Origin of the sequence: Pantoea sp. EKM21T (assembly GCF_011800405.1) — a bacterium.
In the GTDB taxonomy this organism is placed as follows: Bacteria; Pseudomonadota; Gammaproteobacteria; order Enterobacterales; family Enterobacteriaceae; genus Pantoea; species Pantoea agglomerans.
Map to the genome: position 1 here is coordinate 307,371 of NZ_JAALFV010000003.1, position 15,510 is coordinate 322,880.

Here is a 15,510-nt window from a genome sequence, read left to right on the forward strand (position 1 = left end):
ATCAACCTCCTCTATAACCCGCTTAAATTTAATGTTTTTATTTTCGCCTTGATGGAATCCCATCAAAATAAAAATGGCGGAAGGGTTGAGCTCACATAATGAAAACTAAGTTTCAAATATAATTTAACCCGAAATAAAAATATCAGTAGGGTGATGTCTTCTTCATGTTCTGACGTTTTGTCTTTGCCGTTATTACCAGGAGTATTCATGGAAAAAGAACTTTATATCTCGTCGAACCCGGCATCCGGTCCAAATAGCACCACCCGCACCGAGCCTTTTGTGAAGATTATTGCGCTGGTCGCCACCCTGGGTGGATTGCTGTTTGGTTATGACACCGGTGTAGTCTCAGGCGCATTACTGTTTATGCGCGGCGATTTGCATCTCACCCCATTTACTACCGGGCTGGTCACCAGCTCCCTGCTGTTTGGTGCAGCCTTCGGCGCGCTGGCAGCCGGTCATCTGGCGGATGGCCTCGGCAGACGACGCATTATCATTGCGCTGGCGCTTATCTTCGCTTTTGGCGCTGTCGGCTCGGCGCTGGCGCCTGATGTCACCTGGATGATCGCTTCTCGCCTGTTCCTGGGCTTTGCCGTGGGGGGTGCTGCCGCGACCGTGCCGGTCTACATCGCAGAAATCGCACCCGCCAATAAACGTGGCCAGCTGGTCACCCTGCAGGAGCTGATGATCGTCAGCGGTCAGTTGCTGGCGTACATCTCCAACGCCACCTTTAACGATATCTGGGGCGGCGAAAATACCTGGCGCTGGATGCTGGCGCTGTCGATTGTCCCTGCTGTTCTGCTCTGGATCGGCATGATTTTTATGCCTGAAACCCCGCGCTGGCACGTAATGAAAGGCCGCAGTCAGGCAGCGCGCGAGGTCCTGGAAAAAACCCGTGCCGCCGAAGATGTCGAGTGGGAGCTGGAAGAGATTGAGGAAACCATTGAAGAGAACCGTCAGCGTGGCAAAGGCCGCCTGCGCGATCTCGCCACACCCTGGCTGATGAAAATCTTCCTGCTGGGCGTGGGTATTGCCGCCATCCAGCAGCTGACCGGGGTGAATACCATTATGTATTACGCCCCCACCATGCTGACCGCCGCCGGACTGAGCAACGATGCCGCGCTGTTCGCCACCATCGCCAATGGCGTGATCTCCGTGGTGATGACGCTGGCGGGTATCTGGCTAATCGGCAAAGTGGGACGCCGTCCGCTGGTGTTAATCGGACAGATGGGCTGCACCTGCTGCCTGTTCTTTATCGGGCTGGTCTGCTGGTTGATGCCGGAATACCTCAACGGCACGGTCAACCTGCTGCGGGCTTATCTGGTGCTGGCGGGAATGCTGATGTTTCTCTGCTTCCAGCAGGGCGCATTGTCACCCGTTACCTGGCTGCTGCTGTCGGAAATCTTCCCCGCCCGGATGCGTGGCATCTGTATGGGTGGCGCTGTCTTCTCGCTGTGGATCGCCAATTTCGCCATCTCCATGGCCTTCCCGCTGTTATTAGCCGCATTTGGTCTGGCCGGAGCCTTCTTTATATTCGCGGCTATCGGCATCGGCGGTTCTGTTTTTGTTGTGAAGTTTATTCCCGAGACCCGGGGAAGAAGTCTTGAGCAGGTCGAGCACTATTTCTATGCGCTTTATAACGGCAACGGCAAAAAATAGTGCCTGAAACGTCCGTATTGAAAAACTCACGGCCCGCAGCATTACGCTGACTACCCGATTGCTATTAACACTGTACCCCTACATTCAAGGAAATTGTTATGAGCCTGAATATTCCCAACGCGCGCTTTTGCATCAACCGTAAAATTGCGCCCAGCCTCACCCTTCCGCAGTTTTTTAAACTGGTCAGCCAGCTCGGTATCCATAATGTCGAACTGCGTAATGATATGCCCAGTGGCCGCGTCACCGACGATCTCAGCGGCGACGAGGTAAAAGCTCTGGCACGTGAGTCAGGCATCCGGATTGTGACCATCAATGCGCTCTATCCCTTTAATCAGCTGAATGAAGAGGTGCTGCAACGCACCCGCCAGCTGTTAAGTGATGCGCAGGCGGTCGGCGCTGAATCGCTGGTGCTCTGCCCGCTTAATGACGGCACGCCGATCAGCGCTGCCGACACCGTAAGCGCGCTGAAAACCCTGGCCCCGCTGTTCGCTGAGGCAGGTATTCAGGGGCTGGTGGAGCCGCTGGGCTTTCCGCAAAGCTCGCTGCGTTCGGCTACTCAGGCTCAGACGCTGATCCATGAAGCGGGTGTGCCATTCAGATTGCTGATCGATACCTTCCATCATCATCTGTTTGAAGATGCGGAACAGACTTTCGAACAGGAGATCGATATTCAGCAGATCGGTCTGGTTCACCTTTCCGGCGTCACCGACCCGCGCCCGGTTAATCAGCTAACCGACGAAGAGCGCATCATGCTCAGCGCGGAAGACCGCTTGCGCAGTAAGCAGCAGGTCGAGCGACTGGAGAAGATGGGTTACACCGGCCTTTACGCCTTTGAGCCGTTCTCCTCAGTGATGAACAGCTGGCAGGAAGCGGACATTGCCCGCGAAATTCGCGACAGCATCCAGCTGTTAAACCACTCAGCTTAAGGAATTATCATGACTATTAATATTGGCGTCATCGGCACCGGCGCAATCGGTCGCGAACACATCCGCCGTTGCAGCACCGTGTTACAGAATGCGCGCGTGGTGGCGCTTAACGATATCAACCGTGAAAACTGCCAGCAAATCGTTAACGAGCTGACGCCGGAAGCGCGTATTTATGACAATGCTATCGATCTGATTAACGATCCGCAGGTCAATGCGGTGCTGGTCACCTCCTGGGGCCCGACGCATGAAGCCTTCGTGCTGGCCTGCATTGAGGCGGGTAAAGCGGTGTTCTGCGAAAAACCGCTGGCGGTCACCGCGCAGGGCTGCATGAACATTGTGGAAGCAGAAATTAAGGCAGGACGTCAGCTGGTGCAGGTCGGGTTTATGCGCCCTTATGACAGCGGCTATCGCGCACTAAAAGCGGTGATCGACAGCGGCGAAATTGGTGAGCCTTTGATGCTGCACTGCGCACACCGCAACCCGGAAGTGGGCGACAGCTACACCACCGACATGGCGATCACCGACACCCTGATCCACGAACTCGATGTGCTGCGCTGGCTGCTGGATGATGATTATGCCAACGTGCAGGTGATCTTCCCGCGTAAAACCCGTAAGGCGTCGTCACATCTGCGCGATCCGCAAATCGTGCTGCTTGAGACCACCAAAGGGGCGCGCATTGATGTCGAAATCTTCGTGAACTGTGAATATGGTTACGACATTCAGTGTGAAGTGGTGGGTGAAAGCGGCATTGCTCGTCTGCCGGAGCCGGTCTCTGTGCAGCTTCGCAGCGCGGCTAAGCTCTCCACCACCATTCTGACTGACTGGAAAAAGCGCTTTATCGATGCGTATGACGTGGAGTTACAGGCATTTATCAACAACGTCATCAGCGGTGAGATGACCGGTCCCTCCGCCTGGGATGGTTACGCCGCCGCGGTGGCCGCTGATGCCTGCGTCGCGGCCCAGACTTCCGGTGAGATTGTGCCGGTCACTATGCCAGCAAGACCGGCTTTTTATCGCTTATAGCAACGCTGCACGGCGGGTTCCGCCGTGCATTTCCCCCTCCGTTTCATCTTTTCCAGCGGCTCTTCACGCATCATCGGTAACAGGATAAAGCCGCCAGCAGGACATGGAGTCATACCGGCCTGAGCGTGCAGCACTACTCATTATCACGGCGCAGTAATCACAATTGCCACACGTCGATTCTGCGCGCGTCCCTGCGCGCTATTGTTGCTGGTAACCGGTGCACTCATGCCTAATCCACGTGTGATAATATTTTCGCGCGGTATAGCAGCCCCTTCCGCCCACTGTGCCGCGACTGCGTTAGCTCTTTTTAGCGACAGCTGTTGGTTATAATCTGGTTTGCCGTAATTATCGGTGTGCCCGTCAATTCGCACATGCTTAATACCGGTCGACGCCAGGTTTTTTGCCATCCCCTGAATATTTCTTTTGCTGGAGGGTGTAAGTTCTGATTCGTTTACACCAAACAGGATCTTATCTGATAAGCCTAATCCCCAGCCTTCCCTATTTTGAGTGAATCCCGCACGCTGCATCGCTGCGATCTGCGCCTCATTAAAACGTTCTTTAGACTGACAACCGACCAGCGCCAAAATAAGCAGCATCAGGGAAATATTTTTTTTCATCTTTAAGCCTTATTTGTTCGCTTATTTTTATACATATTCATGTCAGCGCGTTCGAGAATAGACTCAACCGTATCGCCGTGTTGTGACCAGGCGTAGCCAATGGTAACCGAGGTATTAATCGGCGTACCTTCTGCAAGGATGATTTTTTCCATGATGAGGTCATGGATGTCCTGCATGAGTTGCTGTAATTGCTCCTCACTGACCTGACTGCTCACCAGCATGGCAAATTCATCCCCACCTAACCGGGCGACTAGATCCTGTTCAGATGCCAGTGATAACAGCCGTGCTGCTATCGCTTTTAATACCTCATCCCCGGCGGCATGGCCCCAGTTATCATTGATACTTTTAAAGCGGTCGCCATCAAGAAACAGTAAGGCAAAACGCTCCTCAGCATATTGCTGGTCGAGAAGCCGGGAAAGGTGAGCAGCAAACGCGCTGCGGTTTGCAAGACCGGTTAACGGGTCCTCCAGCGCTTTGGCTGCCAGCGAGCGATTATCTCGGATAAGCGAAGCCTTTAGCGATTGCATTTCCCTCAGCAACGAATTCAGATCATCTGAAAATAGCTGAAACTCACTCGTCGTGCTCTCCGGTATACGCAAGGAAAAATCACCGGAATGAATCACATAGTGAATCGAGCTGGTAATGTTGCGCAGTGTAGCGAGCATACCCCGATGCAGAAATTCACTCAGCAAAAGGGAGATAATCAGTACACATAGCATACCGCTGGTCAGAATCATGAAGGAGTATCGAATGAAACTCACCGCGCCGGTCACGGTGCCTTCCAGCGTTAATGTACCGACAGCAACGTCAGAGTGAATGATACTGACGTTAAGCGGTTTAAGATAAATCCATTCACGTAATAACCGCGAATACCAGCCCGTCTGCTCCTGCTGAGCATGCCAGTTGACCAGAACAATTTGATCTTTAGTGACCAGTTTCGCAGATGCGTACATCCCTTCATTGCCGAGCCGTGCAATTTTATTGTGCGCATCGTAACTGTCGGAAAAAACGGTCGCAGCGGTTAGCGTGGTGCTGAGGGTTGCGCCGATTAATTCAAGGTTTCGCTTCTCGTAATTTTTAATAAATAGCAGCGACGTCGAAGAGAGCAACAGCCAGCACAACAGTAATATCACCGCAGCGTTGATGGTGCTTATTTTTCGCAGTTTATTGCGTATCGATGATTTGTCATTTCTTAATTTATCGAATTTCATTTTATTCGCTTCTCTCGCGGGACAGCAAAAGCACGTCCGGACTCACCCTGACACCGCTTCTGGCAAGCGAATCAAGGTTAACGGAAAAAAGCGTGTGGCCCGGATGAAAAATCAGGCAAAACGCGGCGCCCCGCGTGCAATCCGCATTGTTCTCCGCGAGGGTAAGGACGGCTCTGCCCTTAAACTGCTGAATCAGGTCCACCTGCTGTTGTGACGTCTGATCGCCGAAATAGACGGCGTCGCATCTGTGCGACGGCAGGTCGCCTGCGCTGGCAAGATAAACAACGGTGAATGTGGCTGCCGCCGAGGAGGCAGAGTCCGGCAAGGAGAGATGCCGGGCTGAAGAAAAAATACATAATTGAGGCGGTTGTTTTAAGCTCGTCCACTGGGTGAAGCTGATAATACCACTGACGATATCATTGGCTTTGCCATCTTTTATTTCGGCACTGGCAATATGAGGAATAAGCAGCAGCAAAATAAGTCCCGTATAAACGAGTTTGCAGATGTGGCGTATGAAAAGCAGCACATCGACGTCATGATGAATTTGATATTTATCGATCATACTGCGTTCCCAAAAATTCTACGCATGGCAGGACGCCTTAATAAGCGCGGAAATATTAGCATAGCGGTGATTAAATTTGTACTTCTGGTTTGGTTTGCCACATACCCTGTTGTTGTACTTTTATCTGGCGTAAGAATCACTGTGCTATCAGTCAAAATAAGGTTTTAAAATTTCTTCGGTCCAGTGCATAAAGGCTCTGACACGCCGCGACAGATTTCGTCGGTGCGCGACAACAAAAGAGGCACTGAGCGGCTCAGGACACAGATCGGTAAGGACTTCAACCAGCGCACCGCGCTCAATATAGGGCGCCAGCGTGGAGTAACCGCCCTGAATCAAGCCCAGCCCGGCCAGTCCCGCCTCATGATAGGCCGGTACGCTATTTACCCTTATGGCGCCGGGTAACATCAGCAATTGGTAGCCGCCATCCACCGGATACTCCCAGCCATCTGGCTTCGAACCAAAGCTCCGCTGGTAATGGACCATCTGGTGTCCCTGACTGAGAAGGTCATCAATCGTCTGCGGTACTCCGAAGCGCGCCAGATAGCCCGGACTGGCGGCATTAATCATGCGGAGCTGCCCCAGAGGGCGAGCAATAAGCGTGTCATCAACGATTGGCCCCAGACGGATGACACAATCAAATCCTTCATGAACTAAATCAACGCGCCGATCGGTACTTGAAAGCTCGATCTCCAGTTCAGGGTGTGCCTCCAGCAACTGCGGCAGCGCGGGGATTACCACGCATTGTGCCAGCACGGCAGGCATATCAACGCGTATCCGGCCCCGCAATGACATCCCCTAGTGAGAGAACATGGACTGTAATTCTTCGGCTTCCGATAACAGATCGCGGGCGCGTGAGTAAAAAGCCCGTCCATCTTCCGTTAACTGCACTGTTCGCGTGGTGCGATGCAGAAGCGTCGCGCCTGTCTCCCTTTCGAGTTCGCGCACCACTAATGAGGCGCGTCCTTTCTGAATTCCCAGGCTTTCAGCTGCCTGAGTAAAACTCTTCATTTCCGCCACGCGTGCAAAAATAATCAGCGCCTCAAGGTTTTTCATTCATTGTTCTCCTTCTGAGTAACAGTGCGTTATTTATTACGTTATTTATCACCATATTAATGGGTAATAGACTGCTTTCACACCGCGGATATTGCAGAACGCGATCTGAACGTTGTGAAGGTGAACCGTCTTTCTGAAAGGCTCAACGCCGTTGCGAACTGCCATGCAGGTTTGTGTACATAAGCACTGGCTCAGATCCCCGCATCATTCAGAGCACTGTCGGTTCGCGGCAAACATTGCTCAGGGTATCGGGAAGCACTCAGTGAAAAGGTTGTTACTCACCACTCAATCCGTTGACCCGAAGGAAGATTTGAAAACTTAGCCCCCATTCCGGATTTGGTTAACGCCAGTCGCGCTACCTTACGCTGGATTTCCCCCCCTGTCAGGAAGGAAAAGAGAAATGAACAAAGGTTATTTAATCGCTCACGTGACCGTATCGGACCCTGTCGCATACGCTGACTATGCCAGAGCTGCAGGCGAAGCCATGCAGGCGTTTAATCCGAAGATCGTTGCCTGGTCAGGGCAGTATGAAAATCTGGAGGGAGAGGCGCATGAACGGCATGTGGTATTTGAGTTCGAATCTTTTGCCGAAGCCAAAGGTTTTTATGAAAGCCCTGCGTATCAGGCTGCCAGGCTGTTGCGTGCAGGGGCTGCGCACGGGACGTTTGTGCTGGTTGAAGGGGCCAGCCTTTAAACACTTCACCGTCATGTGCCGATGCAGACTCCAGCGAACCTGGGGCCCGCAGGATGTCACCAGTATGCTCAGTGGTGCCGGGATTTACCCGAGAAAGTGACAAGGTATATTCTGGTAATTGACGCTACCTGACCACCGTGCCGGTTAGGTAGCGTGTAACAGGCAAGGGGGTGGCTGTGTCTGACTTTATGACTTCCGCAGATCGCTTCCATCCCCCTCTGCTTTCATTAAAGCCGCACCGATAAAGTTTTCGTACAGACACTCACTTTCGGGGCAGGCGCAGGCCAAAAATATTGTGCTCGTTCTCATGCCGGTAGTAAGCACTTCCGCCATGTAAAGCGGCGATGGCGCGTACCAGCGACAGTCCCAGCCCGCTTCCGGCCGTATGACGGACGTTATCGCCCCGCCAGAAGCGTTCAAATAATTTTTCAGGCTCCTCCAGCGCTTCGCCCGCGTTCGACACCTCAATCTCAACGTAGTCAGCGTGATGACAGGTACTGACCTGAATCGTGCCTTTTTCTGGCGAATAACGAATGGCGTTGATCAACAGATTACTCATCGCACGCTGGAACAGCATTTTATCTGCGTTGAGGCTGCCTTCGGCGCTTAGCTCAATGGCCTTCTCCTGCTCTTCCGCAACCGGTTCAAGAAAGTCGATCAGCGCTTCCAGCGCATCCTGCAGCAGGAAGTCCTGTTTATTGAGTCTGATATTGTGGTGCGTGGCGCGAGCCAGGAAGAGAATGTTTTCAGTGAGACGCGACAGACTCTCCAGCTCTTCAATGTTGCCTTCGAGCAGCGTCTGATATTCAGCGGCTGAGCGTTCATGACCCAGCGCGACCTGATTCTGGCCCAGTAACACATTAATGGGCGTGCGGATTTCGTGGGCCAGATCGTCGGCAAACTGGGTCAGACGGATAAAGTCCGTGGATAAGCGCTGACGCATAGCGTTAAGCGCATTGCCAATCGGTAGCAGCTCCTGCGGGATAGCCTGAAGCGGCACGGGCTGATTTAACCGGTCACTGGCCGTTTCTGCCACGATCTTACTTAACCGGCCGATCGCCCTTAGCCCTCTGCGAATCAACAGCGGACTGACAGCGGCGCACAGCAAAATGGCCGCCAGTGAAACCAGAATGCTTTGCTGGCGATAACGCTCCAGCATCAGTGCTCGCTCCCGCGCGACCCGGGCAAGCGTAATGGTTACCGGCCCGAGCGAGGAGTTTGCCTGCAGGCTTAACGCCGACGCTTCCGTCTTATCCGCACTGATCCAGCGGTGCAGCTGTTTCTCACTGGGTGGCATGCTGACCGGCGTGGGCGAGATTGCGGGCAACGATATTCCGGTATGATTAATACTGACGTTTTGCTCATGCTGCGAGCGGATGCTGAGAATGTCCTGATGGATATCGACCATCCGATTGAAGTAGAGCGGCAGCGAGCTGGGATGGGCACCATCTTCAAGCAGTTGTCTTAACTGCGCCGCCCGGTTAATCAATGTTTGATCGTCCCGCCAGACCAGTTCGCTGCGTAACGCTTTATACAGAATCAGGCTGATGCCGCCACAGGCCATCGCCATGATCAGCGTAAAAATCGCGGTCAGCCGCAGCGTCAGAGAAGGGCTAGTCACCCTCGCCTCCTTTTTCTGACAGGCAATATCCCATGCCCCTTACCGTAGTGATGAGCTTTTGAGGAAAGGGATCGTCGACTTTACGGCGCAGGCGGCGGATAGCAACATCGACGATATTGGTTTCACTGTCGAAATTAACGCCCCATATTTCGCTGGCCAGCAGCGTCCGCGGCAGAATCTCACCGTGACGGCTGGCGAGCAGCCATAACAGCATGAACTCTTTGCGCGTCAGTGCAAGAGTGACACCGTCACGCAGAACCTGAAAGCGCGCTGAGTCCAGCACCAGATCGCCCACCCGTAGTACGCTACTGTGCGGCTGCTGCTGCCGGAGCTGATTTCTTACCCGAGCCAGCAACTCCGCAAAAGAGAACGGCTTAACCAGGTAATCATTGGCCCCCAGTTCCAGCCCTTTCACCCGATCATCCACCGAGTCTCTGGCAGTCAGGCAAATTACCGGAATCTGACTGGCGGTACGCAGGGTTTTCAGCACCTGCCACCCATCCATTCCCGGCAGCATAATATCCAGTATCACCAGGCTGTAGGGATGTGACAGCCCGAGATGCAGACCATCCCGTCCATCTGCAGCGTAATCCACGATATAGCCCGCTTCTTCCAGCCCCTTACGCACCCAGGCGCTCGCCTTCTGGTTATCTTCAATCAGTAATAGTTTCATCGGCGCAGTTTGCCATGAAATTTATGACCGCCCCAGCGTTTCAGCGCCAGATGACAATATGGTCATCTTTCTGACAGGCAGAACGAACAACCGTACAGGTATAACAGCGGGGTGATTAACACCGGAGTATTAAAAAATGAAAAAGAGTCTCACTGCCCTGGCCCTCACTACGCTGCTTGCCGTTCCCGCGGTCACCTTCGCGGACAGTAAAAATCCGCTGAGCGTTCACGTGCTGAACCAGCAGACCGGGCTGCCGGCCTCAGAGGTTGAGGTAATGCTTGAGCAGAAACAGGGAGAAAGCTGGAAAGTACTGAATACCGCCAATACTAATCAGCAGGGTCGGATTGATGCCCTTTGGCCAGCAAAGCCCTTTGAGGCGGGAGACTATCGGGTGATTTTTAAAACCGGTCACTATTTTGCGGCACATCAACAGCAGAGTTTCTTCCCCGAAATCCCGGTGGAGTTCCATATCACCAATACCACGACCACCTATCACATTCCGTTGCTGCTGAGCCAGTACGGATATTCCACCTATCGCGGGAGCTGAAATAAATGAAACGTTTACTGCTGGCATTGATGCTGACTACCGGACCTGCCGTGGCGCTCGCTGCTGAGCCAGCCTCCGTCTATGACATGACGCAGGCGCTGAGTAATCAACTGGCAACGGAGGCCTTGTCCGCCTGCCATAATATGAATCGTCAAGGCGTAGTCGCCGTGGTGGATCGGGGTGGAAATCTGGTCACGCTGATGCGGGATGACAACGTGGGGCCGCACAACACTCAGGCGGCATGGCGTAAAGCGTTTACTGCGCTCTCCACCAAAACGCCAACCAGACAACTGACCATAAAGGCGCAATCCTCACCGGAAAGCGTCAACCTGAATACGGTTAATGAGCTATTGCTGCTTGGCGGCGGCGTGCCGGTGCAATATCGCGGCCAGTGGATCGGCGCTATCGGCATGGCGGGCACTGGCAGTGCGGAATCCGACGATCAATGTGGGACCGCAGCGATTAACAAAGTGCTGGGTAACAGCAAGCAACCGTAATCATGATGAACGCGCGGCGGGTATATTCCTGCCATACATGGGGAATAAACTGTTCCCCGTGTTGTTTAGATAAGTCGCCGCCAGAACGGCTGCTTTGTGCCAGAAGCGGACATTGTATATTTGAATACTGCGATAAATTTTTGATAATTATGCATATGCATTAAAAAGACAATTATCGGAGTGGCCTGTTAACAGTTCTTATGCAGATTACGATAGCCTCCTGGCGTTCTTCCGGTATGACGTTTGAAGGCCAGAGAAAAAGAGGGAACAGATTTATATCCGGTTAATCTGGCTATCTCAGTAATACTTAAGTGATGCTTTCTGAGTTCAGCGCATGCCAGCTCCATTCGCCATGACGTCAGATAATTCCCGGGCGTTGAACCGGTAAGCTGATGAAACCTACTGGCGAACGCACTGCGGGACATAGCCGATTTTGCAGACAGACTTGCCAGCGTCCAGTCTGCAGATGGAGAAGAATGTATCAGTGTCAGTGCGGGTCCTATTTTCCTGTCACCGAGGGCATTCAGCCAGGATGTCCCTTTCTGATTAATCTCTAAGTATTCCCTCAGCATCTGCACCAGAACAAGTATTGCCATGCTACTGGCCACAATGTCGTGTCCGGGACGAAGCGCTGATGTTTCATGCGAAAGCAAAGTGATAAGGGCGGTGAGTGCAGGAGAAGAACTTTCCTCTCGTCGTGAAACCAGCACCTGAGGCAGATGTTTTAAAAGCAGCGGGCTGGAAGCCTCCTCAAATACGAATCTCCCCCCAATCCCCTCACTGATAAGTTCTCCCTGTCCGTAGCGGACCACACCATCCGCTTCACGGTGAGAAGAAAATATCTGCCGTCCGTCACTTACCATCAATGCCGGACTTGAGCCACAGCAGTAAGCGTCACCCGAAGTCAGAAGATAGAAGTCCCCTTTTTCAAGCAGCAGAGGCTGCATTCCGTCCATCCAAAGCCAGAATTTCCCCTCAAGCACAGTGCCGAACTTAATGTGTTTATAAGAGGGAAACCGCATTGCCCAGGGGCCACGTGCTTCCATACGGGCCGTAAGGATGGCCTCTGCCTTCAGAAGTGAAAGAATATCAGACAACGGATCCATAACTTCCTGGACGAATGAATAATAAAAAAGGGATTTCTATAATAAAAGAAAGCGTTTGTCTGCGTCATTATCATTTGAAGCTTAACGGAGAAAACAAAATGAAATACGCAGAACTGGGTAAAACTGGGATTTATGTTTCACGCATTTGTCTCGGGACGATGACATTTGGCGGGGCGGATAATGCCGCCGGTAATGCCATCGGCCGCCTGACGGGCAAAGAGGCGGACATTATCGTTGGTGAGGCGCTGGACGCCGGCATCAATTTTATTGATACCGCGGATATCTACGGTATGGGGGGCTCTGAAAGCGTGCTGGGCGAAGTGCTGGCACAGCGACGCAGTCAGGTTTTTCTTGCAACAAAAGCGCACAGCAGAATGAATGCGGGCGCAAACGATGCAGGGCAGTCGCGCTATCACCTTATGCAGGCGCTGGAAGCCAGCCTTAAAAGGCTTAAGACCGATCACATTGACCTTTATCAGGTCCACAATTTTGATACCGTAACACCGATTGAAGAGGTTCTGCGGACACTGGACGACATGGTGCGTCAGGGCAAGGTTCGCTATATAGGCTGTTCGAATTATGCCGGCTGGCAGATTGCCAAAGCTTTGGGTATTTCAGGTGAACATAAGCTGGAGAAATTTGCCAGCGTACAGTCTTTTTATTCACTGGCCTGCCGCGACATTGAACATGAACTCCTTCCGGCAATTAAGGATAGCCAAACCGGACTGTTATGCTGGAGCCCTCTTGCAGGAGGCCTGCTTTCAGGCAAATTTGACCGCAGTGGTAGTCATGAGGCCTCTGCAAGACGCGCAAAAATTGAATTTCCACCCGTTGATAAAAGCCTGGCATGGGACATCGTGGATGTTCTCAAAACAATTTCTGAAAAACACCGCACTACTCCTGCCAGCATCGCAATAGCCTGGCTGCTGTCTTCTAAGCAGGTGACGAGCGTCATAGCGGGTGTGCGCAATGTGCATCAGCTCAGAGATAACCTTAGCGCGCTGTCTGTTAATCTCAGCGAGGAGGAAAAAGAAATGCTGGACAAGGTCAGTCATCCGGGTACACGTTATCCCGGATGGATTCAGTCATATAATGCCGCGAGCCGCTATCCGGCAGGCTTTCCTGATACCGGGCCTAACTGGATATTAGGTGAATCCCCTGTTTAACACGGGCTCAGAGCTATAAAAATAACTAAGCTTTTAATAACTTTGCTGAGTCCGGGTTCCTGACGGGCTCTGCTGACTCAGGCAGTGAACATTATGGTTAGCATCTATTGCTGTTAACATCTTCAATTTAACTCACTCATGCTGTTAGTTCCTTACGCCGGCTGAAAACTTTCGTAGAGAGTAAAATCTTATCCTATCAAACTATTATTAAGTATAATCTAATATAAAAGCTGATTGACATGGTAAGGCTGAATATTAATGTTTTTCATATGCATCTATTTGTTGCATGAAAAAAGGGTCTATATTTAAATCGCGTCAAAAATCCAGAGTAAATAATACTTTAAATATTGCCATTATTTATTGTGGCAAATAATTCTACTCATTGTTTAATGATATGATTCTGTTAAAAATTAAATGCCATTTTGGTCAAACTTAGAGTCGGCTGATTTGTTCGTAAGGAATGCGATGTCTCGCAGCGTTGCTTTTGAAAAAGTTCTATAAGTTCAAGTTAATTTTTATGCGAGTAAGTTTTATGTATTTCTTAAAGTAGAGTTTTGTTGGAGTGTTACTCTTAATTTTAAGTGAAATTTATTTGTCTTTTATGTGAAAAGAATATAAATTGAAGTTAAGATTGTAACGCTGGCAGTGTTATAGATTACTTACTATAGTTTGATAGTGACGAAACCTGTTAAAGTAAATACGATAAAATATGAAAAAATTAACTATTACTGAGTTTGCAAAGAAAATAGGTGTAGGTGTTGCAACAGTTGATCGGGTGCTTAATGATCGGGGTGGAGTATCGCCGGCCATGGAGAATCTAATACTCAAGGCCGCCCGTGATGCGGGACTTAAGCGTATTCTGCCGGAAAAGCATAGACCCTCCTGGCAGCTTGAGGTCCTGTTGAGCAGTAATAAATCTTTTTTTTTCGAACAGCTTGCTAAAGATTTTTCCATGCTGGCTGATAACTTAGGCTATCGCAGAATAACACTTCATAAAACTTTATTCTCTGAAGCTTCTCCGGAAAAAATGGCAAAACACATTGAAGCCAGCAGTAAAAAAATGGACGCTTTGATTATATTTGCACATGAGAGCCCACTTATTTATGAAATGCTGACCCTGTGTAAATCTCGCGGTGTCCCGGTAATAACCCTTGTGGCAGATTTACCAGGATCTGATAGATTGTGCCACGTAGGAATTGATCAATATAGCGCAGGCCGTACATCAGGCTTTGTACTTGGTGGTATGCTACCATCACATGGGGACGTGGTGATAATTAGCGGCCGTACGCAATACGCAGTCCATCGTCAGCGTGTCGATGGCTTTATTTCAGTAATGCAGAAATTTTATCCTAAAATCAATGTGCGCGAACCTATTTACAGTCAGGATGAACGGGAGCTTATCAGTCTTTTATTAAACCGAACCCTTGCATCTGATAAAGATATTGTCGGAATTTATAATACAGGCATGGGTAACACTCAGGTTAGTGAGATTTTGAATGATTATAATCTTAGAGGTAAAGTAGTTTACGTCACTCATGAACTTTACAATACAACACGGCAATTACTCGAACAACGAGTGCTGACATTGACCATAGATCAAAATACGTTGAGGCATGCTCAGCTGGCAATAACACTGGCGCTACATTATCTTGAAATGGGTGAGCAGCCTGATGAATATAAGTCAGGAAAGGTTGATTTTATGCTGTACACTCCTGAAAATTATAGGTGATATAAAATTGGTTACGATTGATTCAGAATAATGGCCCCCTCATTAGTACTCTTAATCTTCCGCTGGTTGGTAAAACCCCTATAACTCTGAATGTCGGACCGCAACGAGCTGTCGCAGATACAATATGTTGTAGTTTTCTAAGCTACTATCGATACTACACATAGTAGATTCAAGATAAGCGGCAAGCCAACACCAGGCCAGGGATTCAGGAGTTTTCAGCCACTGCACGTCTTCGGCCCCCTGCGGTTTTTTTTTGCCTAAAGCGGGTTATTTATCCTGCAGATACCGTGGGATCCGTCCGGAACGCGGCCCGAGATACGCTTGCTATCTTGCCGATGCCTTTTATCATTAAGCTCAAACGGCGGCTGCTCCGACCGGCCATGATAAGAGCAAAAACCACTGAATACCTCTTTGAACCGCCTGCACGGC

Annotated in this window: 14 protein-coding genes and 1 pseudogene; 8 read left to right on the top strand and 7 right to left on the bottom strand. The window is 50.9% G+C overall.

The features are described from left to right. Nucleotides 1-207: 207 nt before the first annotated feature. The 3 genes from HFD87_RS07725 (at nucleotide 208) to HFD87_RS07735 (ending at nucleotide 3,605) form a co-directional block, all read left to right on the top strand. On the top strand, nucleotides 208-1,656 hold the full coding sequence (locus tag HFD87_RS07725) for a sugar porter family MFS transporter (protein ID WP_010670306.1): 1,449 nt from the start codon (nucleotides 208-210) through the stop codon (nucleotides 1,654-1,656). Between the two features lie 98 nt (nucleotides 1,657-1,754). Next, a complete protein-coding gene (locus HFD87_RS07730) occupies nucleotides 1,755-2,582 on the top strand; it encodes a TIM barrel protein (protein ID WP_060679100.1) in 828 nt (275 codons plus the stop codon). Nucleotides 2,583-2,591: 9 nt separating this feature from the next. Further along, nucleotides 2,592-3,605, top strand: coding sequence for a Gfo/Idh/MocA family protein (locus HFD87_RS07735; RefSeq protein WP_167423198.1), 1,014 nt, complete (start codon nucleotides 2,592-2,594; stop codon nucleotides 3,603-3,605). Nucleotides 3,606-3,748: 143 nt separating this feature from the next. Here HFD87_RS07735 and HFD87_RS07740 read toward each other — a convergent pair whose 3' ends face one another. From HFD87_RS07740 to HFD87_RS07755, 4 genes and pseudogenes are all read right to left on the bottom strand, one after another. Beyond that, on the bottom strand, nucleotides 3,749-4,222 hold the full coding sequence (locus tag HFD87_RS07740; RefSeq protein ID WP_061703441.1) for an OmpA family protein: 474 nt from the start codon (nucleotides 4,220-4,222) through the stop codon (nucleotides 3,749-3,751). A 2-nt stretch (nucleotides 4,223-4,224) separates the two neighbouring features. Continuing rightward, nucleotides 4,225-5,433, bottom strand: a complete 1,209-nt coding sequence (locus tag HFD87_RS07745; protein WP_010247285.1) for a diguanylate cyclase domain-containing protein — start codon at nucleotides 5,431-5,433, stop codon at nucleotides 4,225-4,227. Between the two features lies 1 nt (nucleotide 5,434). Next, on the bottom strand, nucleotides 5,435-5,995 hold the full coding sequence (locus HFD87_RS07750; RefSeq protein ID WP_167423199.1) for a YfiR family protein: 561 nt from the start codon (nucleotides 5,993-5,995) through the stop codon (nucleotides 5,435-5,437). A gap of 147 nt (nucleotides 5,996-6,142) precedes the next feature. Continuing rightward, nucleotides 6,143-7,048: pseudogene (locus HFD87_RS07755) on the bottom strand (LysR family transcriptional regulator). A gap of 400 nt (nucleotides 7,049-7,448) precedes the next feature. Here HFD87_RS07755 and HFD87_RS07760 point away from each other — a divergent pair. Next, nucleotides 7,449-7,742, top strand: a complete 294-nt coding sequence (locus HFD87_RS07760; protein ID WP_010670299.1) for a DUF1330 domain-containing protein — start codon at nucleotides 7,449-7,451, stop codon at nucleotides 7,740-7,742. Nucleotides 7,743-8,004: 262 nt separating this feature from the next. On the opposite strand, the gene HFD87_RS07765 is transcribed toward HFD87_RS07760, so the two are convergent. Together HFD87_RS07765 and hprR are read right to left on the bottom strand one after the other, a co-directional pair. Next, the gene (locus HFD87_RS07765; RefSeq protein ID WP_167423200.1) at nucleotides 8,005-9,363 is read right to left on the bottom strand and encodes a heavy metal sensor histidine kinase; all 1,359 of its coding nucleotides are present in this window, start codon (nucleotides 9,361-9,363) and stop codon (nucleotides 8,005-8,007) included. Continuing rightward, on the bottom strand, nucleotides 9,356-10,036 hold the full coding sequence (gene hprR / locus HFD87_RS07770; RefSeq protein WP_033773881.1) for a response regulator transcription factor HprR: 681 nt from the start codon (nucleotides 10,034-10,036) through the stop codon (nucleotides 9,356-9,358). The genes HFD87_RS07765 and hprR overlap by 8 nt, the downstream gene beginning before the upstream one ends. Before the next feature lie 136 nt (nucleotides 10,037-10,172). On the opposite strand from hprR, the gene uraH reads away from it, so the two are divergent. Both uraH and HFD87_RS07780 read left to right on the top strand, forming a co-directional pair. Beyond that, nucleotides 10,173-10,583, top strand: a complete 411-nt coding sequence (gene uraH, locus HFD87_RS07775) for a hydroxyisourate hydrolase (protein ID WP_167423201.1) — start codon at nucleotides 10,173-10,175, stop codon at nucleotides 10,581-10,583. A 5-nt stretch (nucleotides 10,584-10,588) separates the two neighbouring features. Then, a complete protein-coding gene (locus tag HFD87_RS07780) occupies nucleotides 10,589-11,080 on the top strand; it encodes a heme-binding protein (protein ID WP_167423202.1) in 492 nt (163 codons plus the stop codon). A gap of 188 nt (nucleotides 11,081-11,268) precedes the next feature. On the opposite strand, the gene HFD87_RS07785 is transcribed toward HFD87_RS07780, so the two are convergent. Next, nucleotides 11,269-12,186, bottom strand: a complete 918-nt coding sequence (locus tag HFD87_RS07785; protein WP_010670295.1) for an AraC family transcriptional regulator — start codon at nucleotides 12,184-12,186, stop codon at nucleotides 11,269-11,271. Between the two features lie 98 nt (nucleotides 12,187-12,284). Between HFD87_RS07785 and HFD87_RS07790 the strand changes: the two genes are divergently transcribed. Both HFD87_RS07790 and HFD87_RS07795 read left to right on the top strand, forming a co-directional pair. Further along, the gene (locus tag HFD87_RS07790; protein ID WP_033760287.1) at nucleotides 12,285-13,352 is read left to right on the top strand and encodes an aldo/keto reductase; all 1,068 of its coding nucleotides are present in this window, start codon (nucleotides 12,285-12,287) and stop codon (nucleotides 13,350-13,352) included. 709 nt (nucleotides 13,353-14,061) lie between these two features. Beyond that, the gene (locus HFD87_RS07795) at nucleotides 14,062-15,081 is read left to right on the top strand and encodes a LacI family DNA-binding transcriptional regulator (protein WP_033760284.1); all 1,020 of its coding nucleotides are present in this window, start codon (nucleotides 14,062-14,064) and stop codon (nucleotides 15,079-15,081) included. The last annotated feature ends 429 nt before the right edge of the window (nucleotides 15,082-15,510 follow it).